Genomic DNA, 26344 nt, shown 5'->3' with positions numbered 1-26344 from the left:
AGTACCGTTTTTGCAGGAGGGTCGACCCGCCACCGTGAAAAGTGGTATAACAAATTCCATTATCAGTGTGACCTGAAGGGGAACGTGGATCATGGAATTAACCGAGTCGCGCCGTCTCTATCAACAGCTGGCCGCCGAGCTGAAAAGACGCCTGGAACAGGGCATTTACCCGGTGGGTGAAAAATTACCTGCGGAGCGGTTTATTGCAGAAGAGATGGGCGTCAGCCGGACCGTGGTTCGGGAAGCGATCATCATGCTGGAAGTGGAAGGCTACGTTGAAGTGCGGAAAGGTTCCGGTATCCATGTCATTTCCCAGCGCCAGCAAAATCGCGTCGCCACCAGCAGTCAGCTGGAGTTTGCCAGCTTCGGGCCCTTTGAACTGTTGCAGGCCCGTCAGCTGATTGAAAGTAACGTCGCCGAGTTTGCCGCCACCCAGGTGACGCGCCAGGACATCCTGCAGTTAATGGCGATCCAGACTCAGGCGCGGAAAGAAGATCGTTTCCGCGATTCCGAATGGGATATGAAATTCCACGTGCAGATTGCGCTGGCGACGCAAAACAGCGCGCTGGCGGCCATTGTAGAAAAGATGTGGTTACACCGTCTGCACAACCCGTACTGGCTAAAACTGCATGAACATATTGATGAGAAGTCGATTGAAAGCTGGTGTGAAGATCATGACAATATCCTGAAAGCCCTGATGCGCAAGGACCCGGCGGCCAGTAAGCTGGCCATGTGGCAGCACCTGGAAAACACTAAACAGATGTTATTCCATGCCACAACAGATGACTTCGAATTTAACGTTGACCGCTACATGTTTGCTGAAAACCCGGTCGTCATGCCAGAAACAGTGGCAAACAGCGAAAAATAGCACTCTTCATCCAGGCTGAGTTAACTCCTTGAGTCAAAATACCTTCAGTAGTGTCAGCCTGTGTAAAACTCCTTCCAGACAACGCAGTACAACGGTAAAACATCGTTAGCGCTGTGTTTCTTCCTGTCCAGGCTTGCGTAATTTTGTTACAGTTATCTGCCTTTTTTACCCTTTCCTGCGCGGGTAAATAAGGAGAGGTCATATTCACCAGCCATGCTGTTCCGCCGCCCGTTTTATGCTTATCTGCACCAATATAACGATGAATTAAGTGTGCAAAAAAGATGAAACAGGCCAACTATGACGTTCAGGACTATTAATGGATATTTTCAAATCTCTGGTGCACGCTCTCTGGCAACAGGATTATGCCACCCTCGCTGACCCGACGCTGGTATGGGCGATTTACTTTGTTCTGTTTATGATTCTGTTCCTCGAAAACGGACTGCTGCCCGCCGCCTTTCTTCCGGGTGACAGCCTGCTGATTCTGGTCGGCGTGCTGATAGCCAAAGGGACCATGAATTTTGCCCTGACAGTGTGTGTCCTGACCACGGCGGCCAGTCTTGGTTGCTGGGTAAGTTATATACAGGGCCGGTGGCTGGGAAATACGGTCACCGTGCAAAAATGGCTGTCCCATCTGCCTGCGCAATATCATCAGCGTGCCCATCAGATGTTTCACCGCCACGGTCTTTCCGCGCTGCTGGTGGGCCGCTTCATCGCTTTTGTCCGTACGCTGCTGCCCACCATTGCCGGCCTTTCTGGCCTGAGCAATGCCCGTTTTCAGTTTTTCAACTGGATGAGCGCCCTGCTGTGGGTGCTGATTTTGACCGTGATGGGATACGCGCTGGGTAAGACGCCGATTTTCCTGAAGTATGAAGATCAACTGATGTTCTGCCTGATGTTACTGCCCCTGTTTTTACTGGTGTTTGGCCTGTGCGGTTCGCTGTATGTCCTGTGGCGTAAGAAGCAATCCACCAATGAGAAAGGAAACTCATGATGCCAGGTTTTATGAAATTACCGACGCGTATTCTGCGCCTGCTGCCGCTGATGGCGATGATGTCCATCGCTCTGCTGGCTCTGGCCCTGATGCCCAGCCTGTTTCGCAGTGAAAACGCCCTGCAGATCCGGGCTGCCCGTCAGGGGATCAGCCTGCCGGATGGCTTTTATGTTTATCAGACGCTCAATGCACAGGGCATCCACATAAAAAGTATCACTCCCGAACAGAATTCGCTGATTATCAAATTTGACTCTATGGAGCAGAGCGCCGCCGCCGAAAAAGTGCTGCGTAAACTGTTGCCCTACGGCTTTGATATTGCGCGCCATGATAATAATGATGCGGCTGCCTGGATAAATCGCATCAGCCTGCGGCCACAGTCTGTCGGCTGATTCCCCCGCCCCTTCACCGGGGCTATCCGTGAGAATATTCTCTGTTTTTGAGGTTTTGCTATTTTCTGTCTATGCTTCATAAGCAGTAAAATGCGATACACCTGTTTCAGGACAACGATATCCGGCACTTGATATCTCGCAAAGGAAGGTCACAACCGCGATGAAAAACCACTTTATTCTGGGCGTTAGCCTGCTAACACTCGCCACTTTCTCGCAGGCAGATACGCTCTGTCAGCAGAAAGAACAGTCTATCCGGCATGAAATCGATATGGCGAAAAAACACGACAATCAGCGTCGGGTTAACGGTCTTGAACGGGCGTTAACGGAAACCCACGCGAACTGTAGCGACGCCGGTTTGAAAGAAGCACACCAGGACAAGATCAGGCAGCATGAGAAAAAAGTGGCCGAGCGGGAACAGGAACTGAAACAGGAAAAAGCGGAAGGAAATGACCGCGAAAAGATTGCTAAACGCGAACAGAAACTGGCTGATGCCCAACATGAGCTGAAGGAAGTGCAGAGTACAGCCTGGTAAGGGCCACACTCTGCCAACGTCATTAAAACTAAGGTAAAGGAGTTTTCAATGTCTAAAGATACTACATCAGAACATCTGCGCGCCGAGCTGAAAAACCTGGCTGACACCCTGGAAGAAGTATTAACGACCTCCGGTGAGAAGTCTAAAACCGAGCTGGACAAACTGCGCAGCAAGGCCCAGAGCGCACTGAAAGAGACCCGCGCCCGTCTGGGTGATTCCGGCGACCGCATTGCACAGACCACCCGCGAAGCGGCAGAGCGTACCGATGTGTACGTGCGCGATAACCCGTGGACCAGCGTAGGTATTGGCGCCGCAGTTGGCGTAGTCCTGGGCGTACTGCTGACCCGTCGTTAATATGGCAGAACATCAGCCAAGCCACGGCCCCGGCAAAGGGGTCTTAAACATCGGTCAGCGAATTGTTACTACTCTGGTGGGGATAGTGGAAACACGCATCCGGCTGGCGGTAGTAGAGCTGGAAGCTGAAAAAGCCAACCTGATACAGATGCTGTTGATGGTGGGCCTGACGATGCTGTTTACTGCCTTTGGTCTGATGAGCCTGATGGTGCTGGTTATCTGGGCGGTGGATGCGCAGTATCGTCTGATGGCCATTGCCATTACGACCGGCGTGCTGTTTGCACTGGCGCTGATTTTCGGTCTCTGGACGCTGGCTAAATCACGTCGTTCAACGCTTCTTAGCGCCACCCGCAAGGAGTTGTCGGAAGACCGCAAGCTGCTGGAGGATGATTGATGAGCCGCGAACGGAACGCACGTAAAGCTGAACTGTTACGGCAGATCCAGCAGCAGCGGCTGGATCTGAGCGCCGGGCGTAAAGCCTGGCTCGATACTACGGCTCGCTACGACCATGGGTTTTTGACGCTGCTCAGTGCCAAACGTTGGCTGACCATCGGCAGCGGGGTCATGGCAATCTGGTCCGTGCGTAACCCGCGGTTTATGGGCCGCTGGGCCAGGCGTGGCCTCGGTGCCTGGAGCACCTGGCGCATGGTACGTAACTATCTGCCGCGCCGATAATCTTCTGCACTAGCGGCCGCAGCGATGCTGCGGCCGCTCCTCCCCCAGTTTTCTTGAATAACTTCGACAGATTATCTCGCTTACAATGTTTTGCGTCCCCGACTATTATCTCCAGCAACGAAAGGTACTGAGCGGTAAACACGCATCAGGCCTGAGTAAAATCCGGTCGGGCCGCTTGCACGACCAACTATTCTTGTTTGGGGATAATCATGAAAAAATTAGAAGATAGCGGTATTGTGCTGGCTCGCATCCTGATGGCCATTCTGTTTGTTGTGGCTGGCTGGGGTAAGCTGACCGATTATGCAGGCACTCAGCAGTTTATGGCTTCAATGGGTATCCCTGCACTCTTCGTGCCCCTGACTGTGTTGCTGGAATTTGGTGGCGGTCTGGCGATTATGTTCGGCTTCCTGACCCGTACCACCGCGCTGATTACCGCCATCTTCACCGTACTGACCGCGATCCTGGCGCACAGTAACTTTGCTGTCGATGGCCCGACCATGTTCCTGAAAAACATCAGCATTGCGGGCGGTTTCCTGCTGCTGGCCATCACTGGTCCTGGCGCGCTGAGCCTTGACCGTCTGCTGGGTAAGAAGTGGTAATTCCACGCTACGCGTTATACTAAGGTTATCGGGGGGTGAGGATCATATCCTCGCCCCTTTTACGTTACGGAAAGGAGCAACACTATGGGACAACTGATTGAGGGCGTCTGGCACGACCAGTGGTATGACACCAAAGCAACAGGCGGCCGTTTTAAACGTTCTGAATCCGCCTTTCGCAACTGGGTCACCGCCGACGGTGAAGCGGGCCCTACCGGCAAAGCGGGTTTTCGCGCCGAAGCCGATCGCTACCATCTGTATGTGTCTCTCGCCTGCCCGTGGGCACACCGCACGCTGATTATGCGCGAATTAAAAGGACTGACCGATCTGATTTCAGTCTCGGTGGTACATCCTCTGATGCTGGAAAACGGCTGGACCTTTGATGAAGATTTCCCTGCTGCTACCGGCGACAGCCTGTATCAGAACGAATATCTTTACCAGCTCTACCTTCACGCCGACCCACAGTATACCGGCCGCGTGACGGTCCCGGTGCTGTGGGACAAACAACAGCACACTATCGTCAGTAATGAATCAGCCGATATTATCCGCATGCTGAACAGTGCCTTTGACGGTGTTGGTGCGCGCGCCGGAGACTACTATCCGCAGGATCTGCATGCTGAAATTGATGAACTGAATGGCTGGATCTACGACACGGTCAACAACGGCGTGTATAAGTCGGGGTTTGCCACCAGCCAGCCTGCCTATGATGAGGCGGTAACCGCGCTCTTTGCCTCGCTCGACCGCCTGGAAAACCTGCTGGGCCAGCATCGCTATCTTGCCGGGGAACACCTGACAGAGGCCGATATCCGCCTGTGGACCACGCTGGTGCGTTTCGACCCGGTGTACGTCACTCACTTCAAGTGCGACCGTCACCGGGTGAGTGATTACCTGAACCTGAACGGTTTTCTGCGTGACCTGTGGCAAACGCCAGGTCTGGCGGAGACGGTTAATCTTGAGCATATCCGTCATCATTACTACTGCAGCCATAAGACCATTAACCCAAGCGGGGTGATCTCACTGGGTCCGGCGTACGACTGGGATGTTCCTCACGGCCGTGACCGGCATTTCGGTTAACCGTTAGCAACCAGGGCGATTTTCACCTCGTCCTGGATGTTCCGCACCCTTTATTGATCTGGCACAAATTCCCCTCTTTCGCGCTTACGTATCTTTACTGACGTAAACACTTAAAACGAAATCACTACGGGGATGGAGCCATGATCAAATCTGTCGCAATCTGCTTTGCCGTTGTTATGCTCTGCTACGTCGCGTTTGTCGGGCACTATTACTATCAGACTTTTTCAACCTTCAGCAGCATTGAGCATGCTCAGGAAACCAACGCTGCGCCATAGCGCTCCTTCCCGCGGCGGGGGTTACCCCTGGCGTTTCGCCAGCAGTTTCGGGATTTCCCGCAGGCACCAGGACTTCGCCTCACCCATACTGTCACGCCGCCATGCCATAATAATGTCCACTTCGCGGGTGTATTCCGGGCTGACCACGCGCAGGCGACCTTCCGCGATATCCTTCTCCACCATCGTGTAGGGCATCGTGCCCACGCCCAGACCGGCCAGCAGTGCGCGGTGTTTATCTTCAATGGTGCTGACCGTCAACCGCTGCTGCTTGTCGAGCAGCGTCACCGTCAGTACCGGACGCTCACGGGCGGTATCTGCGACGGCAATCCCGCGATACTTGACGCGCGTGGTCTCCGACAGCGGTTCCGGCTCCAGATGAATAGGGTGCTCCGGGCTGGCGACATAAACGCTCATCAGCGTGTAGAGTTTGCGGGTATTGATCTCGGATGACGCGCGAAAATGCATATCTGGCGCAATCACAATATCAGCCCGCCCCTGCTCCAGGCGCTCCCAGGCACCGGCCAGCACTTCGGTCATCAGTGAGACCTGGGTATTGGCTTTATCAGCCAGCTTCCCAACCAGCGGAAACAGCAGTTCGGTGGACACCAGCGCTTCGGTAGCGATGGTCAGATGGGTTTCCCAGCCGCGCGCCAGCGCTTCAGCATCGGTGGTTAGTTTATCGGCGGCTTCCAGCAGTACGCGCCCCCGCTCCAGCAGCATTCTTCCGACATTGGTAAATTTTGTACGGTGGCCAGAGCGGTCAAACAGCACGACATCCAACTCCTCCTCCAGCTTCTGCATTGTATAACTCAGTGCGGAGGGGACGCGACCCAGCTCATCCGCGGCGGCGGCAAAGCTTCCGCGACGGTCGATAGCATCCATCACCCGCAGCGCTTCCAGCGTCAGAGCACGATCTTTAGCCATAGTAATTCTCTGTCAGGAAATTTGAATATTGCCAGCAGATTAACTGGCTAACAATCCGGCGTCCAGAAACTTACCATAACAGGATAATAAACGGCGGGATGTTTCCGGCCGATAAGGAGAAAAGTATGATCACCAGTCGAACCGCAGAGCAGTGTGGCAAAGCCGATTATGGCTGGCTGCAGGCACGCTATACCTTCTCCTTTGGTCACTATTTTGATCCTCAACTGCTTGGCTACGCGTCATTGCGTGTGCTGAATCAGGAAGTGCTGGCACCAGGGGCTTCCTTCCAACCCAGAACCTATCCTAAGGTCGATGTACTGAACCTGATTTTACAGGGTGTGGCAGAGTATCGTGACAGTGAAGGTAACCACGTAAGGGCACAGGCAGGCGAGGCCCTGCTGCTGGCAACGCAGCCAGGCGTCAGCTACTCCGAGCACAACATCAGTAAAGAGGTCCCTCTGACGCGTATGCAGCTGTGGCTGGATGCCTGTCCTGAGCGTGAAAATAACGCGGTGCAGCAGATGCCCGTATCTGAACATCTGCGCTATATGCTGATTGCCTCGCCAGACGGCAGCGCGGGCAGCCTGCAGTTACGTCAGCAGGTGTGGATCCATCAGGTGGTGCTGGCACCCGGCGAAAGCTATACCCTGCCTCTGCACGGCACGCGAGCCTATCTGCAGTCGATTCATGGTTCACTGAAAGCGGCCACGGATTCTCAGCAGGAAGCCCTGACCTGCGGTGATGGTGCGTTCCTGCGCGAGGAGCAGAGCGTAACTCTTACGGCGGAGGCCGCCCTGCGGGTGCTGGTTATCGATCTTCCGGTGTAACGGCCTCAGGGTCGTGACCTTCTGATGTTTCCGCGATGTCCTGGCACTCTGACAGTACCATCACAGGCTGGCGGCAGTGGGGATCGAGCAGCAGGCGCGTGGCATCCGGGCGGGAGTAATGGCCTGCCGGATCGTAAAGGAATTTGCACAGGGTAATCGCTGCGAGATCAACATCGGAAAACAACAGGCCTTCCTGATCCTCCGCCAGTGGCTGGGTCAGCAAGCGACCATCCGGGCCGTAAATCCTCGCATATCCGCCGCCTGTCAGCAGCACCTGGCGCATCTGATCGTCAACACAGTAGCTTTTAACTTCCTGTTCTGACACCACCGCACAGGCGAAAAGCAGGTAACACTGCCCTTCCGCAGCGTAACCCTGGGAGACAGCGGCATTCACCTCTCCGCTAAGGGAATGGAATCCGTTAATCGAAAAAGAGGGCCAGGCGGCGATATGGATCTGCTCATTTTGTGCATGCAGCGCATAACAGCTCAGGGGCTGCAAGTGTTCACCGCAGCAAAGTTGACCGATATGCCCCAGAGCAGTGCGGTGCACTTTCAGATGGCTGCCATCGCCTTCACCAAACAGCAGGCGTTCAACGGACGTCGGTTTAAGTTTACGTCTGACCTCAAGAGTATTACCGGCATCATCAATTAAGGCCTGGGAAATAAACAGCGTCGCATTATATTTTTCACTGAAGCTGAAAGAGAGATAAATTTTATTATCTCGTGCTGCCTGTTGTAAACGCTGATACTGCGGTGAATCGGTTGATATTGACTGCCGGTGATAGGCCGTAATAAAGGGTGCCATATATGGAATATTACCCAGCCAGAGAAACCACGGGTAGCCGGGAAAAAAAAGCTCGGGAAATGCAATAAGCCGCGCACCCTGTCGTGCAGCATCGGCAATCAGCCCCAGCGCCTTATCAACAGAGGCATTCACATCCATACAGACCGGGGATGCCTGTACTACCGCGACACGAAAACGTTCATCACTCATTTTCATTTTCACTTATTCCTTTAAGATAAAAAACGGTGGCAAAAAGAGGCTTATTAATCTGCCTCACGTGCGGAGAGCACCTGCCGACAATAAATTAAAGTGGTAGGGACAAAGAGACAATTGATGCTGATTAATTTTTATAGGTTTTAATAAAAACTTTTTGGAAAAGAAAGTCGTTCCCCCTCCAGAAATAATGACACTAACGATGATACTTTCCCCTCAACGCAAAAACCCCGCCGGAGCGGGGTTTTCACTGAAGGGTTCGACGCTGACCGGTAAGCCGCTTTCCTGCCATAGAGAGTGTCGTGGACAGTCGCGGGCGAAACCGCACAGAAAAGTAATACGCTTTAAAACGCAAAAACCCCGCCGGAGCGGGGTTTTCACTGAATGGTTCGAAGCTGACCGGTAAGCCGGGTTCTGTCGTGGACAGTCATTCATCTAGGCCAGCAATCGCTCACTGGCTCAAGCAGCCTACCCGGGTTCAGTACGGGCCGTACCTGGTGAACCCCTATTTGGCCTTGCTCCGGGTGGAGTTTACCGTGCCACGAACTGTTGCCAGCCGCGCGGTGCGCTCTTACCGCACCCTTTCACCCTTACCTGATCCCACTTGCGTGGGCCATCGGCGGTTTGCTCTCTGTTGCACTTGTCGTGGGCTTGCGCCCCCCAGGCGTTACCTGGCACCCTGCCCTATGGAGCCCGGACTTTCCTCCCCTCTGTCTGTCTCCCCCGAAGGAGGACGGCAACAAAGCGGCGACTGTCTGGTCAGCTTCGGCGCGCAGTGTATAGGGTTTTCACCTGGATGTCACTCACCCTGCTGTTCGAGCGCGTACTTATAGAGCGCATTTTTTTTCACGCCGTGGATCTCAGCGGTCAGCGCGGCGGCTTTCTTTAACGGCAGCTCGGCCTGAAGCAGCGCCAGCGTGCGCAGCGCTTCCGGTGGCAGCGCCTCTTCCTCAGCGTGATAGCCTTCTACGATCAGCACCATCTCACCTTTACGACGAGTGTCTTCTTCCTGCACCCAGGCCAGTAGTTCCCCCACTGGCGCGCCGTGAATCGACTCCCAGGTTTTGGTGATTTCCCGCGCCAGCACCACATAGCGGGCGGGGCCAAGCACCGTCACCATATCCTGTAAGCTGTCCAGCAGGCGGTGTGTTGATTCGTAAAAAATCAGGGTGCGTGGTTCCTGTTCCAGTTCGCGCAGGGTGTCGCAACGCCCTTTACTTTTGGCTGGCAGAAAACCTTCGTAACAGAAGCGGTCAGATGGCAGGCCAGCGGCACTCAGCGCGGCAATCGCGGCACAGGCACCCGGCAACGGCACCACCCGGATCCCTGCTTCACGGCACAGGCGCACCAGGTGATATCCCGGGTCGTTGATTAATGGCGTGCCGGCATCAGAAACTAAGGCTATGCTTTGACCTTCGCGCAGCTTCGCCAGCAAGACTTCCGCTTTCTGCTGTTCATTATGATCGTGCAATGCGAAGAGGCGCGCATTGATGGCGAAATGTTGTAGCAACAGCCCGGTATGACGTGTATCTTCCGCAGCGATCAGATCGACGCTCGCAAGCACCTTTAGTGCCCGCTGGGTGATATCGCCCAGGTTACCTATCGGTGTTGGAACGATATAGAGCGTGCTGGCAGAAATATCTGCCCGATCGTGTTGTTTCATTGTTTGATCCGAATTGCCGATTTAATATTGAGCATCTTGAAAAAAACATCACTGGATACAGTATGCTTCCTTCGAAAGTAGTTCACTGCAAAGCAGTACGCACCATGCCGCTGCTGCTGGCCGCCCTGATTTTTGCCGGTTGTACCGGCCAGGCTCCGCAAACGCCTCAGGCGAATGTACAGGGGGCTGCCACTGGCACCTCTGACTATTATCTTCAGCAGATGCAGCAAAGCGCAGATGATAACAAGGTTGACTGGCAATTACTCGCAATCAGAGCGTTGTTGAATGAAGGGAAGGTTCCTCAGGCCAACGATCAGCTCACGCAGGTGCCACAGGATCTCAATGCCACTCAGCGTCAGGAGCTGTTACTGCTCCAGGCACAGCTCAGTGTGGCACAGAAAAATCTGCCGGATGCCGTGGCAAAGCTGAAACAGCTTGATACCAGCGCCCTGTCCAGGGAGCAGCAGGTCCGTTACTACCAGTTGCAGATTGCCACCAGCGAGGGTCGCCCTTCGCTGGACGTACTGCGCGCCTGGATTGCCCAGGAGCCGCTGCTGACTAATCCGGCCGATAAGCAAAAGAACATTGATGCGACCTGGCAGACGCTGACGCAGATGACACCTGACCAGATGAACAGTCTGGCCATTAACGCCAGTGAAAACATCCTGCAGGGCTGGCTCGATCTGCTGGGCGTCTACCGCGCGAACGTCAGCGACCCGGATATGTTGAAAGCGGGTATCAGCGACTGGCAGACACGTTACCCGAACAATCCGGCGGCAAAAATGCTGCCTACCGCCCTCACACAAGTGCAGAACTTCCAGCCCGCCTCTACAGGGAAAATTGCCCTTCTGCTGCCGTTAAGTGGCCAGGCGCAGGTGTTCGCTAATGCCATTCAGAAGGGTTTTAACGACGCGAAAAATGGTGTGCTGGCACAGGGCAGCGCACCGTCAGCGGCAGTACCGGTTCAGGCACCTGAAGCGACTCAGGCCACCCCGGATGCCGTGGTCAGCCCGTCGGCTGCCCCTGACGCAGCAGCGAGCGCCGACGTGCAGCCCCAGTCAGCCCCGGCTAATAGCGTAGAAACGGCAGCGCCTTCTGCCAGTACCCAGGTTCAGGTTTACGATACCAGCACCCAGCCCATCGACCAGGTTCTGGCCCAGGCGAAGAGTGATGGTGCCACGCTGGTGGTCGGCCCACTGCTGAAAAATCACGTGGAAGCGCTGGCAAACAGCCAGACGCCGCTGAACGTTCTGGCCCTCAATGCACCGGAAAGCGTCCAGAACCGTCCGAATCTTTGCTATTTTGCGCTTTCTCCTGAAGACGAAGCGCGTGATGCTGCGCATCATATGTGGGACCAGGGCAAACGCACCCCACTGCTTCTGGTACCACGCACTTCGCTGGGCGACCGCGTGAGTAAAGCGTTTACGGCAGAATGGCAGAAGCTGGGCGGTAGCCAGGTGCTGCAGCAGCAGTTTGGTTCGAAAGCCGAACTGAAGCAGGGCATTAATAGCGGCGCGGGCATCCGCCTGAGCGGTACGCCGGTGAATGCACAGCCTGCCGCCGCGGCGGGCGTCACCATTGGAGGCCTGACAATCCCGGCCCCGGTGACCGATGCGCAGGTCAGCAGCAGCAACGGCAGCGTGGATTCAGTGTATATTGTCGCCACCCAGGATGAGATGGCGTTGATCAAACCAATGATCTCCATGCGCGTTAGCAGCCGTGATAATGTGGGCCTGTATGCCAGTTCCCGCAGCTATCAGGCAGGAGCCGGCCCGGACTACCGTCTTGAAGTGGACGGCTTACAGTTCAGCGATATTCCACTGCTCTCCGGTGCCAATCCGGCACTGATGCAGCAGGCGGCAAAGTCGTTTAACAATGATTATTCGCTGGTTCGCCTGTATGCGATGGGCATTGACGCCTGGACGCTGGCAAACCACTTTAGCGAGATGCGTTCGCTGCCCGGTTTCCAGATCCAGGGAGATACCGGCACACTGAGCGCAACTCAGGACTGCGTCATTAACAGGAAGTTAGTGTGGAGCCAGTATCGTCAGGGACAGATCGTTCCGGCCAGCTAAGCCGGCAGCAGCAGGGGGCGGCCCGCGAACGTCAGGCCCGCCATCTGCTGCAGGCCTCAGGTCTGCGTTTTATCGCCGCTAATGTGCGTTATCGTACCGGTGAAATTGACCTGATAATGCGCGATGGTCAGGTATGGGTATTTGTTGAGGTGCGCTACCGGCGCGACGCCCGCTTTGGCGGTGCCGCAGCCAGCATTACCCGCAGTAAACAGCAAAAACTGCTGCGTGCTGCGGCGCTGTGGCTGTATGGCCGGGGGCTGAGTGTTGACACCGCCGACTGTCGATTTGATGTGGTAGCCATCACCGGCGAACAGGTGGAGTGGTTACCCAATGCATTTACAGCAGAATAAGCGCCTGTTTTTGAAGGCTAAACTAACCAGGTGAATGACGTGCTGGAAAGAATTAAAGTCTGTTTTACCGAAAGTATTCAAACGCAGATCGCAGCGGCAGAAGCGCTGCCGGATGCGATATCACGCGCGGCGATGACCATGGTGCAGTCGCTGCTGAATGGCAACAAAATCCTGAGCTGTGGTAACGGAACCTCCAGCGCCAATGCCCAGCATTTTGCTGCCAGCATGATCAACCGCTTTGAAACCGAACGTCCAAGCCTGCCAGCCATTGCCCTCAGCGCGGATAACGTGCTGCTGACCGCCATTGGTAACGATCGTCTGCATGAAGAGATTTATGCCAAGCAGGTGCGCGCCCTGGGCCACGCCGGCGATATTTTACTCGCAATATCAACCCGCGGTAACAGCCGTGATATTGTCAAAGCCGTAGAGGCAGCGGTTACGCGTGATATGACGATTATCGCGCTGACCGGCTACGATGGCGGTGAGCTCGCCGGTCTGCTGGGTCCCCAGGATGTGGAGATCCGTATTCCCTCGCATCGCAGTGCGAGAATTCAGGAAATGCATATGTTAACCGTGAATTGTCTGTGCGATTTAATAGATAACACTTTGTTTCCCCACCAGGATGTTTAAAGGAGCTTAAATGAAGGCATTATCTGCATGTGCAGTTATCCTAACCGCGTTACTGTTACAGGGCTGTGTGGCTGCCGTTGTCGGCAGTGCAGCCGTTGCCACGAAAAGCGCGACTGACCCCCGCTCCGTAGGCACTCAGGTTGATGACGGGACATTAGAACTGCGGGTAACCAACGCGTTGTCCAAAGACGAACAGATCAAACAGAATACCCATATCGTGGCCACCGCTTATCAGGGCAAAGTGCTGCTGACGGGCCAGGCTCCGAGCAGCGATCTTGCTTTGCGCGCCAAACAGATTGCTGTGGGCGTTGACGGGGCGACCGAGGTGTATAACGAAATCCGCACCGGGAGCAGAGTCAGCTTTGGTACGGCCTCCTCGGATACCTGGATCACCACGAAAGTGCGCTCACAGCTGCTGAGTAGTGATCAGGTGAAATCGTCCAATGTGAAAGTCACCACAGAAAATGGCGAAGTGTTCCTGCTGGGCCTGGTGACCGACGCGGAAGCCAAAGCCGCAGCCGATATCGCCAGCCGGGTGAGCGGCGTCACACACGTCACCACTGCATTTACCATTCTGAAGTAAGCCTGTGCGGGGCGACCGGAAAAGGTCGGCCCCTACGCAGCGTGAGGCCTGAACCACAGGGGTTGACCGAGAAAGAAGGTCATCCCCTGTGACACAAGACGCCTTATAACCGGCTTAAACAATCCATCGCTACCGCCTTAAAACTGGCAAAGTCCTTGCTGTCACGCAGCCGGGTCATTGCCCTTTCCCGCATAAAAGTCACAAACAGATCGTAAATTGCCATTGCTTCTTCATATTCCGTTTTGCTGATCGCCAGCAGGAAAATCACGTATGCCGTCTCGTCACCCCACGCAATGCCTTTCGGTGCCAGCACGGTGTAGACACAGGTTTTTTTGGCCAGCAATCCCAGCGAGTGTGGCAGAGCGATCCCCTCACCCAGCATGGTGCTGACGATCGCCTCGCGCTCTTCGACCGAGGGATAAAAGGTCTTATCGACCCAACCTTCCCGTTCCAGTTCACTGCAAAGCTGGCGGAACAGATCGCTGCGATCCATGGGCTGGTCGAGGATCAGGAAATGGCTGGCATCGAAAAATTTCTCCAGCATGTACGGCCGCGTGCGGTCAAGCAGCACCAGCTTACCGATCTGCTCCAGCTGGTATTCAGTGGGGAACGGGGACATCACCACCACCGGCTTATCTTTGTCGCTCAGGCGCACGGTGGAAATAACGAAGTCCTCTTCCACACTCTCCTTCAGTTCGTATTCGCGCAGTGACAGCGTATTACGCACGACAATCTGAGGATATTTTCTCAGCAGCATCGCTTCGATCATCCGCACGGTGGAATTACCGGTATCGCACACCAGCAGGACCTGCGGATGACGCTGGTAGCCGACGTTGTAATGACGCTCCAGCCCCACCCCGATATGCAGCACCAGGAAACCGATCTCATTTTCGCTGATGGCATAGGGCGTATATTTCCCCCAGCTGGAGACTGCAGCCAGCGTCACATCCCAGGCCATTGGATAGTGCTGCTTGATGTTGGACAGCAGAGGGTTTGGGATCTGGATCTGATAACGCACCCGGGTGATCATCGTTTTAATATGCGTCAACAGGTCGGCATGGAGTTGGGGATCATCCTGGAGGTTGAAATTATAGTGGGTGTTGATATAGCTGAGGATGTAGTTCACCAGCGAGTCGCCGTCATCGGGGCTGATCACACTGGCCGCGCTGTCCTCCACTCTGCGCGCGGCAATATTAACGCACAGATAAGCCTCCTCTGCCGGTGAGATAGCTTTCCCGGTGATCGGCCTCATCAGGTTAACAATATGACGGGCGGCGCTTCGCACCTCTTCAGCCACATCTTCCGCAGCAAAATCCGTCAGCGGGTAGCCTTCAGTCATGCGGCGTACCGCAACGGCGCAGTAAAGCCGCAGATAGAACTCGCCCTCGTCGGTCAGGCGAATATTAAAACGAGAAAGGCAGTGCTGCAGCAGCGGTTGCAGCGTCTCGAGCATGCCGTGGTTCAGTGCTTCCAGCCGCAGCAGGGGACTGTCGCCGTCCTCTTGTGCGATCTGATACAGCAGGTCAGTGAGGCAGGTACGCATCGCCACTTCCGTGCCAAACAGTTTCATGCCGTAGCGTGGCTTGGTCTCAATCGCCAGCTGATAACGCGCCAGCCATTCTCTGACCTCGGCCATATCGCTTTGCAACGTGGTGCGACTGACAAACCACTCGTCTGCCAGATCTTCCAGTTTCAGGGAAAAAGCCGAGGTAAGAAAACGGGTCAGCAGGTAATGCACCCGCTCGGGCGAAGTGCGCGGCACACGTAAATGGGAGGGCGACTGTTGCAGCAGCAGGGTATAGCGCAGCGCGTCGCTAATTTTTAACTGATAACCGGCCCCGCGGTTTAGCACCAGGCTGGCACCATGATCGGCCAGCAGCTCGTTGAGGACGGTAATGTCAGTACGTACCGTGCGCGTGGAGACGTCAAAACGACGCGCCAGCTCATCCTGCGGCAGCGTTTCGTTTTGCAACAGATCAAACAGCTGCGCCAGGCGTTGGTTAGGGAATCTCACAGGGCACCCTTTTTTAAGCAATTATCCAGAGGAAAACGTAACTTATTTTTTAATGAAAAAATAGTACACCCCGGCATCGCCGGGGTGCAGGGACAACATTAACCCACTAACTTTTTCGTCATGGCCAGCAGCGTTGCCACATCCTCTGGCCGGGTCAGCCCGGATGCGTCATCAATGATTGAGCTGTAAATATGCGGAATAATTTTACTGACGCCCGCATCCAGCGCGATCTGCAGGATCGTTTCAAAATTATCCAGATCGATACCGCCCGTTGGTTCCAGCCAGAAATCATGTTCGGCGCAGGCCTTCGCAACGGCTTTGAACTCGTCAATAAACGTCAGACCGTCCATCGGGAAATATTTAATGGAGCTGCCGCCCATATCTTTCAGCATAGCAATGGCGGTGGCGACCGGAACCACCCCGTCAGCGGCCCGCGAACTCAGTGGCCCGGTGGAGATCTTCACCTGGCCGATCTGACCGCTGGGTGATACCAGCGCATTGACGACGCTCTGAGCCTGTCCAAGCAGCGCCCGGCTGGCTCCCACGCCAGTAAATACCTGGTTAACGTGCTGTGGCTGAACCTGGCCACAAATCGCGCTAACCATATCAGACTGGTTCGGATCGCCCGCGCCCAGCCCGACCGAGAGCGCGTTGTCGATCAGGGCGGCGTATTCACGCATATCCGCGACGGCGCTCGCCACATCGACATAGTTTTTAGATAGCACGCCGACCAGTACGTGGCCCTCTGCGGCTTCCCAGATATCGCGGGCGTTCTGCTTGGACCCGGCAAGCACGTTGAGGCATACCCGGTCGCGGTAAAATTTTGGTGTCAGCGTCATGCTTATTTCTCCTTGGTTAACAGTGCCTGAATACAGACAAATATGGTGTGCAGCTGGTCGGCTGAAACGCTGCGTACATCCACTTCAACAATGCCTTCGTTGGTTTTATAGCCGCGGAAATAGATCGCGATGTCACCGGTTTTCAGCGCCTGTACGATCGCTCCGGTGGTATGCCCGATGACGGCTTCATCAAAGTGAATTTCGGCACGGGCAATATCCCGGCCGGCGGCATCCCACACCGTGCGCGCCTGAATGCCCGGCAGCTGGTTAAGGCTGTCGATAAACGGCGTCATTTTTTCCACCATCTGCGCGCCGGTCACCTTCTCCATGCGCAGGTAGTTTTCAATCGCGTGAGTCAGACCGAGGATCCCCTCTTTGCCGACTTTCATCGCACGGCCAATGCCGTTCGACTGGCGTTTGACCCACTCAACGTACTGGGTTTTACCCGTTACCAGCCCGCTGGTCGGGCCTTCAATGGCTTTCGCGCCGCTGTAAATCACCAGATCAGCGCCATAGCCGTAATACACCTGCAAATCTTCCTCAGCGGCGGCATCAACAATCAGCGGCACGCCGTGTTTACGCGCCACCACAGCGGCCTGTTCCACGCTCAGATGGCTCTTCTGCACACTGTGATGGGATTTGATGTAGAGGATCGCCGCCGTTTGCGGGGTGATGGCTGCCGCAAGCTGGTCCGGCGAACACTCGTTGGCGTAGCCCGCCTCCACCAGCCGGCCGCCACCCATCGCTACCATTGTCCCCACCGGGGCACCGTAATTGACGTTGTGCCCCTTCGGCAGGACGATATCATGAGGAACCGTCAGCGGGGCCACATGCAGATTTTCCAGCAGCCAGTCGTTGTCTTTTACGATCACCGCCGCCACCGACTGTGCGATACCGGCTGAGGCGCAGGACACCACCACCGCCGCCTCACAGCCGAGTAGCCCGGCGATGTAGGCACCGGTTTTATTGACCAGATCTTTCATCTCAAAGTAGTGATTCAGGCCATAACTCACCGTATCAACCACATCCGCGCTCGGGGTGGACACACCGAGAATGGTCATGCGGCCGGAGGCATTTATGACCTGCTTTAAGCCATATTTTTCATACACTGAAGTCATCACGTTTTTTCCCTTCGTTAGTCACGAATATGCGGCCATTCACCACGGCGGCCAGCGGTATCAGCTGCGTTTCTCCAGACAGCGTTTGGCCGTCTGAATCCCTGAACAGGCAGGTTTCCTGCTTCACGTCAAACAGGGTAAGGTCGGCATCCTGCCCCGGAACAAGCCGCCCTTTGCCCTTCAGACGCAGCCCGTCAGCGGCGTGACGGGTCACGCAGTCAATCACCTGCGGCAGGGTCATACCGATCGATAAAAATTTCGACATCACATGCGCCAGGGAATACACCGGGCCGTTAAGCCGGTTACGGCAGTAGATGTCTGAACTGATGGTTTGCGGAAGAATGCCAAGGGCAATCGCTACCCGGGCGACCTCAAAGCTGAAGCTGGCCGAGCCATGCCCGACGTCGAGGCGGACTCCTCGCTCGAGCGCACGGGTAACAGACGCCCTGAGCTGCCCCTGCGGGGTGAGAATGCGGTTGGGTTTGCCGTTAAAGCAGTGGGTAATGATATCGCCAGAGGTGAGTAAATCTGCGATTTCATCCAGATTCGGCGGATTATTACCAATATGCACCATCAGCGGCAGACCGCCGTTTTCCCGCTGCATCGCCTTAGCGCGCACCAGCGGTTTAATACCGTTTTGTTCCACGACGCTGCTGCTGATACGTGCTTTGAGGCCCAGAATAAAATCTGGCAGGCGCTGTACCGCTGCGCTCACCGCTCCGGCGTCAATACGCGCCATATCTGCCAGTTCGTTCTGCGTCAGAATGCCGCTGCGGGCGATATTCAGCAGGGCGTAAACCCGGGTGCTGGCACGGCGGGTCAGCTGGTAAAAATCATCAATATCATCGGCCCCGGTGCTGCCGGCATCCACAACCGTGGTCACCCCGGTCTCCACGCCGATGCGGTCGGCATCATCATGGTAAATGGGCGATTTCGGGTAGCAGTGAACGTGTGAGTCAATCCAGCCCGCACTGAGCCAGTAACGACCCGCCAGATCCCATTCCTGTTTTGCCGGGCCCGCCACCTGGCCTGTCGCAGCAATTTTACCGTTGCTGATGGCAACATCATTCAGCGTCCCGTCGCTAAGACGGGCCTGCCGGATAATCAAATCAAACATTGCAGACTCCTCTGCGTGGCGACGTCCTGCCGCCACGAAAGTCAGTTACAGCGCCACAGGGAACATCGCCCCCAGCGCCATCGCACCCAGAATGGCCCCGCCGGTAATCGGCTTGTTCCACAGATAAAACAGCAGGGAACCGACCAGCGATCCGAGGCCAATCGGAATGGACGCTGCCATAGCAGACAGGATAATCAACGGTCCCAGGAAGCGGCCGGAGGTGTTACCCGCGCCCATCATGACGTCGGCACCGTACGTGGAGTCGCTGTTGCTGATGGTGAATTTGCGTGCGAGGATAATCAGGTATCCCACTGCCAGGCCCAGCGCCAGTCCGGTGACCAGTGAGGCCGCGAAGTTCGCAACCGGGAAGATAAACCCCGCCCCCAACAGCAGCGCCGGCACGCCCAGGCCAATCCCGGTCTGGATCGCCCCACCAATATCAAGGATCCCCACCAGCGAACCTTCAATAATGCGTGCAAACAGGAAGCTGGCACCAAAGGCTGCTACCGCACCGTACACGCCCGTTTCCATCCCCGCACGCAGCATGGAGACAAAGGCCACTTCGTTAAATGCCCCCAGTCCGTAGACGTAATACATATGCGTACCGGCAAAGACGCCCGAAGAGAGCAGGCCGACAAAGATTGGAAATGACCAGTCGGCATACCAGAAACCACTTTTTGACTCTTCCATTACCCTCGTCCTCTTATTTGCCACTCAGGGAGTTGTGGATCATTTCCAGCCAGCCAGGCACACCCAGCTGGAAGGATTCCAGGAGCTTCATATCAAAGCCACGGAAGAAGCCGCTGAGAACGAACAGCAGGACGATGGCCACCATCATCACTTTCGTTACCCGGTTCCAGCCCGCTTCCTCTACGCCCTTACCAATCAGGATACCGAGCACCAGACCCGGTACGGCGTTCCCCATAATCAACTGCGCCAGACCGCCAAAAATGGTCGCCCAGAAACCCGATTTCTTACCGGCATCGATCGCTGCCAGCCAGAAGATCACCGGCATCACGGTATTCACCAGCAGGTTAGCCGCCGGTACCAGCACTTTTACCGCCGTCACCTGCAGGGCTGCCGGTACGGCAGATGCGGTGGAGTTGAGAAATGCGACCACGATCATGCCGATGATGCCGCAGGCAATCGCCATCTTCTTCGGGTTATGCAGCGTGTCGGCGACATTACGGTTTTTCACCATCAGGGCCGCTGCGCCCCAGTTGGGGATAATGCGGTGGTCTACGTCCTGAGTGAATGACCCCGCCGCCACGGAGGAAGCCCAGGCGTTAAAGAAGAAGCCAAGGCCGAAGGAGAAGTGAGAGGCTGGATCGCCCTCACAGGAGTTCAGTTCACCCAGTGTACGAAATGCGCCCATGCCCTGCGTGGTGGGTGCATGGAACATACGTGCTGCCCCGGCCCCCACACCGACGCCAACCAGACCGCCAATAATCAATGATTTAAATAAGATGATTAGGAACATCAGCCTTTCCTTTTGTTATAACCTCTGCGTCTTTCAGACGACGGAAGCATCGCTGCTGCCCGATGGCGTGGAGGTCTGTCCCCGACGATTTTTATCCGGAAACAGTGAAATCCACTTTATCGGTATCCACCACCACGACGTTGACGGTGATCTCCAGGTCGACGCTGTACAACCGTCTTTCACGCGCCAGAAAAAAGAACAGAAACTTTTCCGTTTTGACCCGCACGTTCGCCCGCAGTACCTTGACCTCAACGGGCTCAATACGCAGGAGAATTTTGCTGGTGGATTTCAGCACGGTGTTCTGCACCCGGCTCAGGGCATCGGCAAAGGCTTTGCCTTTACTGTCGCCTTTTCCGCTCACGCTCACCGTGGTGGTGAATTGCTCTTTCATCAGCCGTGCTTCTTCTGCCACGCCTGCACCAGACGCTCACCCAGTTCTTCTTTATCCATAAAGCCGAATCCAAGCACGTTAGCCCCTTCATTGATGGCAGTAACACCCTCATCAATTGAGCGCATACCGTGTTTTGCTTTATAGCCATATTTGTTCTGCGCGGTAATCGCACCGGCACCGCCGCTGCCACAGAAAGAGATACCGAAGCTGGCATTTTCTGCTTTCATCACATCACCCAATTTCATATCTGCCGCCACGCCCGGCACCACGATAGCCTTACCGCCGGCTTTCTCAATCCCTGCTGCGACTTTCTGGCCTTTACCTAAACGATCGCCAATGACTACGATAATTTGAGACATGTTGTTTTCCTTTTTTAATGGCTTCAGACGGGACATGTCCCGCTCCTGGGTATTTTGTCGGGGTCGGGCAAGCCGACCCGAATTTAGGCATTTTCTTTTGCGACTTCGAAATGAACAGAGAGCAGCCAGGCCTCTTCTTTCGGCAGATTGCCAAACAGGTCGACGACCTGCTGCGCCAGCGTCATCGACTGTGACGAAATATCCTCAAACAGTTCGGCCTCGACGTCAGGTAAGCCCTCGCCAGTGACCGAGCGGAGCGCCATCGCCCGCACATGCGAGGTCAGCATCTGTTGCTGTACAGGGTTAGGATGAATATTTCTGGCGGAAAACAGATGGGCAATCTTCCCCATAACCTGCGCAGCCAGCGCCTGAATCGCGTCATCCTGTTGTGTTGCCGCGCCCGCTGGCGCTGTCCCGTTACTCACATTCGTCCCCTTTTAATAAGCTCAGGAGTAAACTACCTGCCCCCTGCCTTTCTGTGTAGAACGACTTTTTCCACATGGAAGTGGAAATAAACGCACAGCGCTGGTTTGATGTCGCAAAAACGTTGAAACGCGCACGCTGGGTTTTAAAATGAGAGATAAATCACATACAGAAGGAGTATTTGCATAAAAGACGCAGCGGGGGTGAAATAGAAGGAAAATTTTGGCCCGGGTAATGACGAAAATAGAAGTAAAGCTTATGACCCGCTCCCCAAAGCAGAGGGAAATAGTTTTTCAGAAAACAGAGAAGCCCGTTTTTTATCACGGGCTGATTTATCGCCATGCGATCGTTCTGCTGGGTGAGTAACAACAAGAGTGAACCTAAAAATAACGTCAGTGACATACGAAAAACGGCTGCTACACGGGATTTCGTCAGAGTAAAATGGCCGTTGAGACAAAGAAAAATACCACAACCACTAATTGAAAATATTATAGATCACTGCCTGTGGTGATAACTGTCGCTTTTATTTGTATTACCCAAAAGGTCAGATAAACACGCCAGAAAAATTTAAGGTTGCGATATATTATAATTTCTCTGCCGCATCACCAGAACGCTGTTAAAAGAGGCGATCGCACTGCTATCGCCTCCCACTTTCAGGCCAACCTACTGCCAAACTGGCCGGGTCGGTCAGCGAAACTTTTTATGCCCCTCATCACGTGTCGCAGCAAACTTCTTCGCTTCTTCTTTTGCCCCTGACAGATCCCCTCCGTTTGCCAGCTTCAGGCTGGTATCAATCTGGCCGATCAGTTTATCCAGCTGCGCATGGTAATCCTTCATTTCCGCACTCCCCGCGGCCTGACCTTCCAGCTTGTCTGGGGTCTGGGTTTTGGCGTTTTCCGCCGCAGAGCGCATATCGGTTAATGCTTTAACCATTTCGGCTTTATCGTCGGTTTTCTGCACCGTGCGGTATGCGCCTTTCAGGATATCCATATCCCCTTCCAGGCCCTGTGCCAGCAGCGTGGAACTAAACAACAGGGTAGAGCTCAACATTGCAATCAATAATTTACGCATCTCAGATCCTATTTTTATAAATGGGTATCGTTCAGGCATGAAAAAGGCGGCTGTTTTCACCGCCGCCTTTTCAGCATACGCGTAAATCCGGAAATTACTGCCCGGCGATCTTCATTTCTGGTAACAAAACGGATCCGCACTGAATATTGCTGCGCGTTTCAATATCGCTGCCGATGCTGACCATGTTGCGCCACATATCTTTCAGATTACCGGCAATAGTGATCTCACTGACCGGATACTGGATCACGCCATTCTCCACCCAGAAACCGGACGCGCCACGGGAATAATCACCGGTGATCCCGCTCACGCCCTGCCCCATCAGTTCCGTGACCAGCAGTCCGGTTCCCAGCTGTTTCAGCATCTCTTCAAAGCTGTGTCCCTGACCGGCAATGCGCCAGTTGTGAATGCCGCCAGCATGTCCGGTACTCTGCAGGCCAAGCTTGCGCGCGGAGTAGCTGGTCAGCAGCCAGGTCTGCAATACACCGTCTTTAATGATGTCGCGGCGCTGGGTGCGGATGCCTTCGCTGTCGAAGGGCGTGGAAGCCAGTCCTTTCAGTAAATGCGGGTGCTCTTCAATGGTCAGCCATTCCGGCAGGATCTGCTGTCCGAGCGAGTCGAGCAGGAACGTGGATTTACGGTACACGCTGCCGCCGCTGATGGCGCCGACCAGGTGGCCAAACAGGCCGGTCGCGACCTCGGCGGCAAACATCACCGGCGCTTTCATCGTGGACAGCTTACGCGGAGAGAGGCGCGACAGCGTGCGGCGTGCGCACGCTTCACCTACGGCTTCCGGAGAGTCGAGATCGCCAATAGCGCGGCCAATGGTGTAAGCGTAATCGCGCTCCATACCGCCGTTCTCTTCCGCGATCACACAGCTGGAAAGGGAGTGCCGGCTGGAGCAGTAGCCCTGAAGCATGCCGTGACTGTTACCGAACACTTTAATCCCTACGTGGCTGTTAAAGCTGCCGCCTTCGGTATTAGTGATGCGCTTATCGGCCTTCAGTGAGGCCTGTTCGGCGCGCGCGGCCAGCTCAATAGCACGATCGGCGTCGATCTCAGCCGGGTGAAACAGATCGAGATCCGGCGCATCAAACGCCAGCAGTTCACGATCCGCCACGCCCGCGTAAGGATCCGGTGAGGTGTAGCGGGCAATGTCTACCGCCGCCTGCACGGTACGCTTAATCGCATCCGGGCTGAGGTCGGTTGAGGAGGCGCTGCCTTTACGGTTCTGGTAGTAAACGGTGATGCCCAGGGCACCATCGCTGTTGAATTCGACATTTTCCACTTCACCATAGCGTGTGCTGACGCTGATGCCAGTGGTTTTGCTTACCGCGACTTCTGCTCCGTCGCTGCTGGCCTTTGCCAGTTCGAGTGCCGTCGCTATCGCCTGTTCCAGGGTTTTACGCTGTTCTGCAACTTGGGAGAGTAATTTCATCGACCTGCCGTATAATAAGTTGATAAATACCTGCTGAGAAAACCGTTCTCAAGGTGGTAAAGATTATTTTGAGTCTAACAGACTCAGAGAACAATTTCGCAGTAGCCTCGTAACCTGATAGCATTAGCCTCTTTTTCAGGAGCCGTACCAATGACCAAGCAGCCCGACGACTGGCTCGATGATGTACCCGATAACGAAGAAGAAGAAGATGATGAGATTATCTGGGTCAGTAAAAGTGAAATAAAACGTGATGCCGAGGAGCTTAAGCGCCTTGGGGGTGAACTGGTGGAACTGGGGAAAAACTCCCTGGACAAGATCCCACTGGATGAAGATCTGCGTGCCGCGATTGAGCTGGCGCAGAAGATTAAGAAAGAAGGCCGCCGTCGCCAGATGCAGCTGATCGGTAAAATGCTGCGTTCGCGTGATGAAGAGCCGATCCGTACGGCACTGGATAAGCTGAAAAACCGTCACAACCAGCAGGTTGCGCTGTTCCACAAGCTGGAAGTGTTGCGTGACCGCCTGGTTGAACAGGGTGATGACGCGATCCCTGAGGTGCTGAACCTCTATCCGGATGCCGACCGCCAGCAGCTGCGTGCCATGATCCGTAACGCACAGAAAGAGAAAGCCACCAACAAGCCACCGAAAGCGTACCGCCAGATTTTCCAGTATCTGCGTGAGCTGGCCACCGCGTTGTAATGACGCACGATCAGGGCAGCCCGAAAAAACGGGTCTGCCCCTGCGCTCAGGGGCCAGTCGTTTTCCGGTCGGCCCTTTCAATCACGCTACAACACGTCTTACGCCAGGCGATCTAACAGCTTCTGATGTATCCCACCAAAACCGCCGTTGCTCATCACCAGGATAGAATCCCCCGGCTGGGCTTTTTTGGCGATCATTTCTACCAGCGTATCAATATCCGCACTCCACTGTGCTGGCTGGATGCAGGCATCAGCCACTTCGGCAACCTGCCAGGGAATATGATGCGGCTGATAGAGGAACACTTCATCTGCACGTCCCAGTGCCGGTGCCAGATCGTCCTTACTGACCCCCATTTTCATGGTGTTCGAGCGAGGCTCCAGCACGGCAAGAATACGTGCCGTACCGCCGACTTTTCCGCGAAGCGCCGCAAGCGTGGCAAGAATAGCCGTCGGGTGATGGGCAAAGTCATCGTACACCTTGATGCCATTGCTCTCCCCACGCAGTTCCAGGCGACGCCGGGCATTAATAAAGTCGTTCAGCGCCCGGCCCGCGTCCTCAGGCTTCACGCCCACGTGACGCGCCGCGGCAATCGCCATCATGCCGTTATGCATGTTGTGTTCACCGACCAGCGACCAGTTCACTTCGGCCACACGCTCACCGTCCAGTAAAACTTCCCAGTGGGAGGCATCCGGTGACAGTTTCTTTGCCAGCCAGTGACCGTTCTCGCCGACGGTTTCCTGCTCGCTCCAGCAGCCCATCGCCATCACCTGCTTAATGTTCGCGTCGTGCTCAGGCAGGATAATTTTGCCCTGCCCCGGTACGATGCGCACCAGATGGTGGAACTGCTTCTGCACGGCGCGCAGATCATCAAAAATATCCGCGTGATCAAATTCGAGATTGTTGAGGATCAGTGTGCGCGGGCAGTAATGTACAAACTTGGAACGTTTGTCGAAGAACGCACAGTCATACTCATCGGCCTCAATAACGAAGAATGGGCTTTTTCCTAAAGTTGCCGATACCTCGAAATTTCCCGGTACGCCACCGATCACATAGCCCGGCTCATAGCCGCAGGCCTGTAAAATCCACGCTGCCATGCCTGCCGTCGTGGTTTTTCCGTGGGTGCCCGCCACCGCCAGCACCCAACGGTCGCGCAGCACAAAATCGTGCAGCCACTGGGGGCCGGACAGATAGGGAATGTTGCGCTCCAGCACGGCTTCCACGCACGGGTTACCCCGGGTCATCGCATTGCCAATGATCACCAAATCCGGGGCGGGGTCGAGCTGTGAAGCGTCATAACCCTGAATTAAATCAATACCCTGCTTTTCAAGCAGCGTACTCATTGGCGGATAAACGTTAGCATCTGAGCCGGTCACTTCATGGCCAAGCTCACGGGCCAGCATCGCCAGTCCACCCATAAAGGTGCCGCAGATACCGAGGATATGAATACGCATAAAAGGTCCGTTTCGTAAAAGTTCTGCCCTAGTGTACCGCCCCCAACGTGCGGAAGAAACGGATTTGCCCTATGTTCTTTCGCGTTCAATCGGCTAAACTGCGTACGCATACGTTGGCAGTTTGTGAATCAAGCTGCTGCTCAACCG

Annotated in this window: 31 protein-coding genes and 1 other RNA gene; 16 read left to right on the top strand and 16 right to left on the bottom strand. The window is 55.1% G+C overall.

Annotated features, from left to right (window positions below; translation table 11 throughout):
- Positions 1 to 91: 91 nt before the first annotated feature.
- The 10 genes from exuR (at position 92) to ACZ3HG_RS18015 (ending at position 5754) form a co-directional block, all read left to right on the top strand.
- A complete protein-coding gene (gene exuR, locus ACZ3HG_RS18060; protein ID WP_191934290.1) occupies positions 92 to 868 on the top strand; it encodes a transcriptional regulator ExuR in 777 nt (258 codons plus the stop codon).
- 316 nt (positions 869 to 1184) lie between these two features.
- Positions 1185 to 1859, top strand: a complete 675-nt coding sequence (locus ACZ3HG_RS18055) for a DedA family protein (RefSeq protein ID WP_062745547.1) — start codon at positions 1185 to 1187, stop codon at positions 1857 to 1859.
- On the top strand, positions 1856 to 2248 hold the full coding sequence (gene mzrA, locus ACZ3HG_RS18050) for an EnvZ/OmpR regulon moderator MzrA (protein WP_191936086.1): 393 nt from the start codon (positions 1856 to 1858) through the stop codon (positions 2246 to 2248). The genes ACZ3HG_RS18055 and mzrA overlap by 4 nt, the downstream gene beginning before the upstream one ends.
- A 160-nt stretch (positions 2249 to 2408) precedes the next feature.
- Entirely contained in the window at positions 2409 to 2780 is a 372-nt protein-coding gene (locus ACZ3HG_RS18045; protein ID WP_191934292.1) for a DUF1090 domain-containing protein, read from the top strand.
- Between the two features lie 48 nt (positions 2781 to 2828).
- A complete protein-coding gene (locus ACZ3HG_RS18040; protein ID WP_191934293.1) occupies positions 2829 to 3134 on the top strand; it encodes an ElaB/YgaM/YqjD family protein in 306 nt (101 codons plus the stop codon).
- Position 3135: 1 nt separating this feature from the next.
- Positions 3136 to 3528: a phage holin family protein gene (locus ACZ3HG_RS18035; protein WP_191934294.1), complete on the top strand. Its 393-nt coding sequence runs from the start codon at positions 3136 to 3138 to the stop codon at positions 3526 to 3528.
- On the top strand, positions 3528 to 3809 hold the full coding sequence (locus tag ACZ3HG_RS18030; RefSeq protein ID WP_191934295.1) for a YqjK-like family protein: 282 nt from the start codon (positions 3528 to 3530) through the stop codon (positions 3807 to 3809). The genes ACZ3HG_RS18035 and ACZ3HG_RS18030 overlap by 1 nt, the downstream gene beginning before the upstream one ends.
- 209 nt (positions 3810 to 4018) lie before the next feature.
- On the top strand, positions 4019 to 4408 hold the full coding sequence (locus ACZ3HG_RS18025) for a DoxX family protein (RefSeq protein ID WP_191934296.1): 390 nt from the start codon (positions 4019 to 4021) through the stop codon (positions 4406 to 4408).
- 84 nt (positions 4409 to 4492) lie between these two features.
- Positions 4493 to 5479, top strand: a complete 987-nt coding sequence (locus tag ACZ3HG_RS18020) for a glutathione S-transferase family protein (protein WP_191934297.1) — start codon at positions 4493 to 4495, stop codon at positions 5477 to 5479.
- Positions 5480 to 5619: 140 nt separating this feature from the next.
- Complete coding sequence (locus tag ACZ3HG_RS18015) at positions 5620 to 5754, top strand: hypothetical protein (protein WP_465333674.1); 135 nt, start codon at positions 5620 to 5622, stop codon at positions 5752 to 5754.
- Between the two features lie 21 nt (positions 5755 to 5775).
- Here ACZ3HG_RS18015 and ACZ3HG_RS18010 read toward each other — a convergent pair whose 3' ends face one another.
- Positions 5776 to 6678 carry a LysR family transcriptional regulator gene (locus tag ACZ3HG_RS18010; protein WP_167550584.1) on the bottom strand — a complete coding sequence of 301 codons (903 nt, stop codon included), beginning with the start codon at positions 6676 to 6678 and terminating at the stop codon, positions 5776 to 5778.
- Between the two features lie 125 nt (positions 6679 to 6803).
- Here ACZ3HG_RS18010 and ACZ3HG_RS18005 point away from each other — a divergent pair, with 125 nt between their 5' ends.
- Entirely contained in the window at positions 6804 to 7505 is a 702-nt protein-coding gene (locus ACZ3HG_RS18005; protein ID WP_465333672.1) for a pirin family protein, read from the top strand.
- On the opposite strand, the gene ACZ3HG_RS18000 is transcribed toward ACZ3HG_RS18005, so the two are convergent.
- The 3 genes from ACZ3HG_RS18000 to rsmI all read right to left on the bottom strand — a co-directional run bounded on the left by ACZ3HG_RS18000 (position 7486) and on the right by rsmI (position 10165).
- Positions 7486 to 8505 carry a carbon-nitrogen hydrolase family protein gene (locus ACZ3HG_RS18000; protein ID WP_465333670.1) on the bottom strand — a complete coding sequence of 340 codons (1020 nt, stop codon included), beginning with the start codon at positions 8503 to 8505 and terminating at the stop codon, positions 7486 to 7488. The two genes, ACZ3HG_RS18005 and ACZ3HG_RS18000, sit on opposite strands and share 20 nt — an antisense overlap.
- Positions 8506 to 8889: 384 nt before the next feature.
- Positions 8890 to 9269, bottom strand: an RNA gene (rnpB, locus tag ACZ3HG_RS17995) — RNase P RNA component class A.
- Positions 9270 to 9301: 32 nt separating this feature from the next.
- Positions 9302 to 10165, bottom strand: coding sequence for a 16S rRNA (cytidine(1402)-2'-O)-methyltransferase (rsmI, locus tag ACZ3HG_RS17990; protein ID WP_191934300.1), 864 nt, complete (start codon positions 10163 to 10165; stop codon positions 9302 to 9304).
- A 62-nt stretch (positions 10166 to 10227) separates the two neighbouring features.
- Between rsmI and ACZ3HG_RS17985 the strand changes: the two genes are divergently transcribed.
- The 4 genes from ACZ3HG_RS17985 to dolP are packed head-to-tail and all read left to right on the top strand — an operon-like array spanning position 10228 to position 13803.
- Positions 10228 to 12240, top strand: coding sequence for a penicillin-binding protein activator (locus tag ACZ3HG_RS17985; RefSeq protein ID WP_191936083.1), 2013 nt, complete (start codon positions 10228 to 10230; stop codon positions 12238 to 12240).
- On the top strand, positions 12198 to 12590 hold the full coding sequence (locus tag ACZ3HG_RS17980) for a YraN family protein (RefSeq protein WP_191934302.1): 393 nt from the start codon (positions 12198 to 12200) through the stop codon (positions 12588 to 12590). Before ACZ3HG_RS17985 ends, ACZ3HG_RS17980 begins: the two co-directional genes overlap by 43 nt.
- Positions 12591 to 12629: 39 nt before the next feature.
- Positions 12630 to 13220 carry a DnaA initiator-associating protein DiaA gene (gene diaA / locus ACZ3HG_RS17975; RefSeq protein WP_048917381.1) on the top strand — a complete coding sequence of 197 codons (591 nt, stop codon included), beginning with the start codon at positions 12630 to 12632 and terminating at the stop codon, positions 13218 to 13220.
- 10 nt (positions 13221 to 13230) lie between these two features.
- Positions 13231 to 13803 carry a division/outer membrane stress-associated lipid-binding lipoprotein gene (gene dolP / locus ACZ3HG_RS17970; RefSeq protein ID WP_191934303.1) on the top strand — a complete coding sequence of 191 codons (573 nt, stop codon included), beginning with the start codon at positions 13231 to 13233 and terminating at the stop codon, positions 13801 to 13803.
- A 103-nt stretch (positions 13804 to 13906) separates the two neighbouring features.
- Here dolP and ACZ3HG_RS17965 read toward each other — a convergent pair whose 3' ends face one another.
- From ACZ3HG_RS17965 to pmbA, 11 genes are all read right to left on the bottom strand, one after another.
- Positions 13907 to 15817 (bottom strand): PRD domain-containing protein, encoded by a 1911-nt coding sequence (locus tag ACZ3HG_RS17965; protein ID WP_191934304.1) that lies wholly within the window; start codon positions 15815 to 15817, stop codon positions 13907 to 13909.
- 98 nt (positions 15818 to 15915) lie between these two features.
- Positions 15916 to 16656: a 2-dehydro-3-deoxy-phosphogluconate aldolase gene (gene dagF, locus ACZ3HG_RS17960; RefSeq protein ID WP_191934305.1), complete on the bottom strand. Its 741-nt coding sequence runs from the start codon at positions 16654 to 16656 to the stop codon at positions 15916 to 15918.
- 2 nt (positions 16657 to 16658) lie between these two features.
- Positions 16659 to 17774 carry a DgaE family pyridoxal phosphate-dependent ammonia lyase gene (locus ACZ3HG_RS17955; RefSeq protein WP_465333758.1) on the bottom strand — a complete coding sequence of 372 codons (1116 nt, stop codon included), beginning with the start codon at positions 17772 to 17774 and terminating at the stop codon, positions 16659 to 16661.
- Positions 17758 to 18891 carry an amidohydrolase/deacetylase family metallohydrolase gene (locus ACZ3HG_RS17950; RefSeq protein WP_465333666.1) on the bottom strand — a complete coding sequence of 378 codons (1134 nt, stop codon included), beginning with the start codon at positions 18889 to 18891 and terminating at the stop codon, positions 17758 to 17760. Before ACZ3HG_RS17950 ends, ACZ3HG_RS17955 begins: the two co-directional genes overlap by 17 nt.
- 45 nt (positions 18892 to 18936) lie before the next feature.
- On the bottom strand, positions 18937 to 19581 hold the full coding sequence (locus ACZ3HG_RS17945; RefSeq protein ID WP_191934307.1) for a DUF4310 family protein: 645 nt from the start codon (positions 19579 to 19581) through the stop codon (positions 18937 to 18939).
- Positions 19582 to 19594: 13 nt separating this feature from the next.
- Entirely contained in the window at positions 19595 to 20371 is a 777-nt protein-coding gene (locus ACZ3HG_RS17940) for a DUF4311 domain-containing protein (protein ID WP_191934308.1), read from the bottom strand.
- Between the two features lie 91 nt (positions 20372 to 20462).
- The gene (locus ACZ3HG_RS17935) at positions 20463 to 20762 is read right to left on the bottom strand and encodes a DUF4312 family protein (RefSeq protein ID WP_191934309.1); all 300 of its coding nucleotides are present in this window, start codon (positions 20760 to 20762) and stop codon (positions 20463 to 20465) included.
- Positions 20762 to 21121, bottom strand: coding sequence for an SFCGS family glycine-rich protein (locus ACZ3HG_RS17930; RefSeq protein ID WP_062745593.1), 360 nt, complete (start codon positions 21119 to 21121; stop codon positions 20762 to 20764). The genes ACZ3HG_RS17935 and ACZ3HG_RS17930 overlap by 1 nt, the downstream gene beginning before the upstream one ends.
- Positions 21122 to 21204: 83 nt before the next feature.
- On the bottom strand, positions 21205 to 21546 hold the full coding sequence (locus tag ACZ3HG_RS17925) for a glycine dehydrogenase (RefSeq protein ID WP_342214472.1): 342 nt from the start codon (positions 21544 to 21546) through the stop codon (positions 21205 to 21207).
- A 685-nt stretch (positions 21547 to 22231) separates the two neighbouring features.
- Positions 22232 to 22615: a cytochrome b562 gene (cybC, locus tag ACZ3HG_RS17920; RefSeq protein ID WP_191934310.1), complete on the bottom strand. Its 384-nt coding sequence runs from the start codon at positions 22613 to 22615 to the stop codon at positions 22232 to 22234.
- Between the two features lie 94 nt (positions 22616 to 22709).
- The gene (pmbA, locus tag ACZ3HG_RS17915; protein ID WP_191936082.1) at positions 22710 to 24050 is read right to left on the bottom strand and encodes a metalloprotease PmbA; all 1341 of its coding nucleotides are present in this window, start codon (positions 24048 to 24050) and stop codon (positions 22710 to 22712) included.
- A 150-nt stretch (positions 24051 to 24200) separates the two neighbouring features.
- Between pmbA and yjgA the strand changes: the two genes are divergently transcribed.
- Positions 24201 to 24746, top strand: a complete 546-nt coding sequence (gene yjgA / locus ACZ3HG_RS17910) for a ribosome biogenesis factor YjgA (RefSeq protein WP_191934312.1) — start codon at positions 24201 to 24203, stop codon at positions 24744 to 24746.
- A gap of 98 nt (positions 24747 to 24844) precedes the next feature.
- Here yjgA and mpl read toward each other — a convergent pair whose 3' ends face one another.
- Positions 24845 to 26197, bottom strand: coding sequence for a UDP-N-acetylmuramate:L-alanyl-gamma-D-glutamyl-meso-diaminopimelate ligase (mpl, locus tag ACZ3HG_RS17905; RefSeq protein WP_187509348.1), 1353 nt, complete (start codon positions 26195 to 26197; stop codon positions 24845 to 24847).
- Positions 26198 to 26344: the final 147 nt, after the last annotated feature.

The sequence above is a fragment of the Erwinia sp. PME.40.26/001 genome (genome assembly GCF_055556675.1).
This window is presented reverse-complemented; position numbering and strand designations above follow the sequence as displayed.

What these genes read in the sequence shown, in the direction of transcription:
- yjgA (WP_191934312.1), top strand. Translation starts at nt 24,201, where the DNA reads ATGACCAAGCAGCCCGACGACTGGCTCGATGATGTACCCGATAACGAA.
- ACZ3HG_RS17930 (WP_062745593.1), bottom strand. Translation starts at nt 21,121, where the DNA reads ATGTCTCAAATTATCGTAGTCATTGGCGATCGTTTAGGTAAAGGCCAG.
- ACZ3HG_RS18020 (WP_191934297.1), top strand. Translation starts at nt 4,493, where the DNA reads ATGGGACAACTGATTGAGGGCGTCTGGCACGACCAGTGGTATGACACC.
- rsmI (WP_191934300.1), bottom strand. Translation starts at nt 10,165, where the DNA reads ATGAAACAACACGATCGGGCAGATATTTCTGCCAGCACGCTCTATATC.
- mpl (WP_187509348.1), bottom strand. Translation starts at nt 26,197, where the DNA reads ATGCGTATTCATATCCTCGGTATCTGCGGCACCTTTATGGGTGGACTG.
- ACZ3HG_RS17940 (WP_191934308.1), bottom strand. Translation starts at nt 20,371, where the DNA reads ATGTTCCTAATCATCTTATTTAAATCATTGATTATTGGCGGTCTGGTT.
- pmbA (WP_191936082.1), bottom strand. Translation starts at nt 24,050, where the DNA reads ATGAAATTACTCTCCCAAGTTGCAGAACAGCGTAAAACCCTGGAACAG.
- ACZ3HG_RS18025 (WP_191934296.1), top strand. Translation starts at nt 4,019, where the DNA reads ATGAAAAAATTAGAAGATAGCGGTATTGTGCTGGCTCGCATCCTGATG.
- ACZ3HG_RS18045 (WP_191934292.1), top strand. Translation starts at nt 2,409, where the DNA reads ATGAAAAACCACTTTATTCTGGGCGTTAGCCTGCTAACACTCGCCACT.
- ACZ3HG_RS17945 (WP_191934307.1), bottom strand. Translation starts at nt 19,581, where the DNA reads ATGGAAGAGTCAAAAAGTGGTTTCTGGTATGCCGACTGGTCATTTCCA.
- ACZ3HG_RS17985 (WP_191936083.1), top strand. Translation starts at nt 10,228, where the DNA reads ATGCTTCCTTCGAAAGTAGTTCACTGCAAAGCAGTACGCACCATGCCG.
- ACZ3HG_RS18000 (WP_465333670.1), bottom strand. Translation starts at nt 8,505, where the DNA reads ATGAAAATGAGTGATGAACGTTTTCGTGTCGCGGTAGTACAGGCATCC.
- ACZ3HG_RS17955 (WP_465333758.1), bottom strand. Translation starts at nt 17,774, where the DNA reads ATGACTTCAGTGTATGAAAAATATGGCTTAAAGCAGGTCATAAATGCC.
- ACZ3HG_RS18035 (WP_191934294.1), top strand. Translation starts at nt 3,136, where the DNA reads ATGGCAGAACATCAGCCAAGCCACGGCCCCGGCAAAGGGGTCTTAAAC.
- ACZ3HG_RS17935 (WP_191934309.1), bottom strand. Translation starts at nt 20,762, where the DNA reads ATGAAAGAGCAATTCACCACCACGGTGAGCGTGAGCGGAAAAGGCGAC.
- dagF (WP_191934305.1), bottom strand. Translation starts at nt 16,656, where the DNA reads ATGACGCTGACACCAAAATTTTACCGCGACCGGGTATGCCTCAACGTG.
- ACZ3HG_RS18010 (WP_167550584.1), bottom strand. Translation starts at nt 6,678, where the DNA reads ATGGCTAAAGATCGTGCTCTGACGCTGGAAGCGCTGCGGGTGATGGAT.
- mzrA (WP_191936086.1), top strand. Translation starts at nt 1,856, where the DNA reads ATGATGCCAGGTTTTATGAAATTACCGACGCGTATTCTGCGCCTGCTG.
- ACZ3HG_RS18030 (WP_191934295.1), top strand. Translation starts at nt 3,528, where the DNA reads ATGAGCCGCGAACGGAACGCACGTAAAGCTGAACTGTTACGGCAGATC.
- ACZ3HG_RS18005 (WP_465333672.1), top strand. Translation starts at nt 6,804, where the DNA reads ATGATCACCAGTCGAACCGCAGAGCAGTGTGGCAAAGCCGATTATGGC.
- exuR (WP_191934290.1), top strand. Translation starts at nt 92, where the DNA reads ATGGAATTAACCGAGTCGCGCCGTCTCTATCAACAGCTGGCCGCCGAG.
- ACZ3HG_RS18015 (WP_465333674.1), top strand. Translation starts at nt 5,620, where the DNA reads ATGATCAAATCTGTCGCAATCTGCTTTGCCGTTGTTATGCTCTGCTAC.
- cybC (WP_191934310.1), bottom strand. Translation starts at nt 22,615, where the DNA reads ATGCGTAAATTATTGATTGCAATGTTGAGCTCTACCCTGTTGTTTAGT.
- ACZ3HG_RS18040 (WP_191934293.1), top strand. Translation starts at nt 2,829, where the DNA reads ATGTCTAAAGATACTACATCAGAACATCTGCGCGCCGAGCTGAAAAAC.
- dolP (WP_191934303.1), top strand. Translation starts at nt 13,231, where the DNA reads ATGAAGGCATTATCTGCATGTGCAGTTATCCTAACCGCGTTACTGTTA.
- ACZ3HG_RS17950 (WP_465333666.1), bottom strand. Translation starts at nt 18,891, where the DNA reads ATGTTTGATTTGATTATCCGGCAGGCCCGTCTTAGCGACGGGACGCTG.
- ACZ3HG_RS18055 (WP_062745547.1), top strand. Translation starts at nt 1,185, where the DNA reads ATGGATATTTTCAAATCTCTGGTGCACGCTCTCTGGCAACAGGATTAT.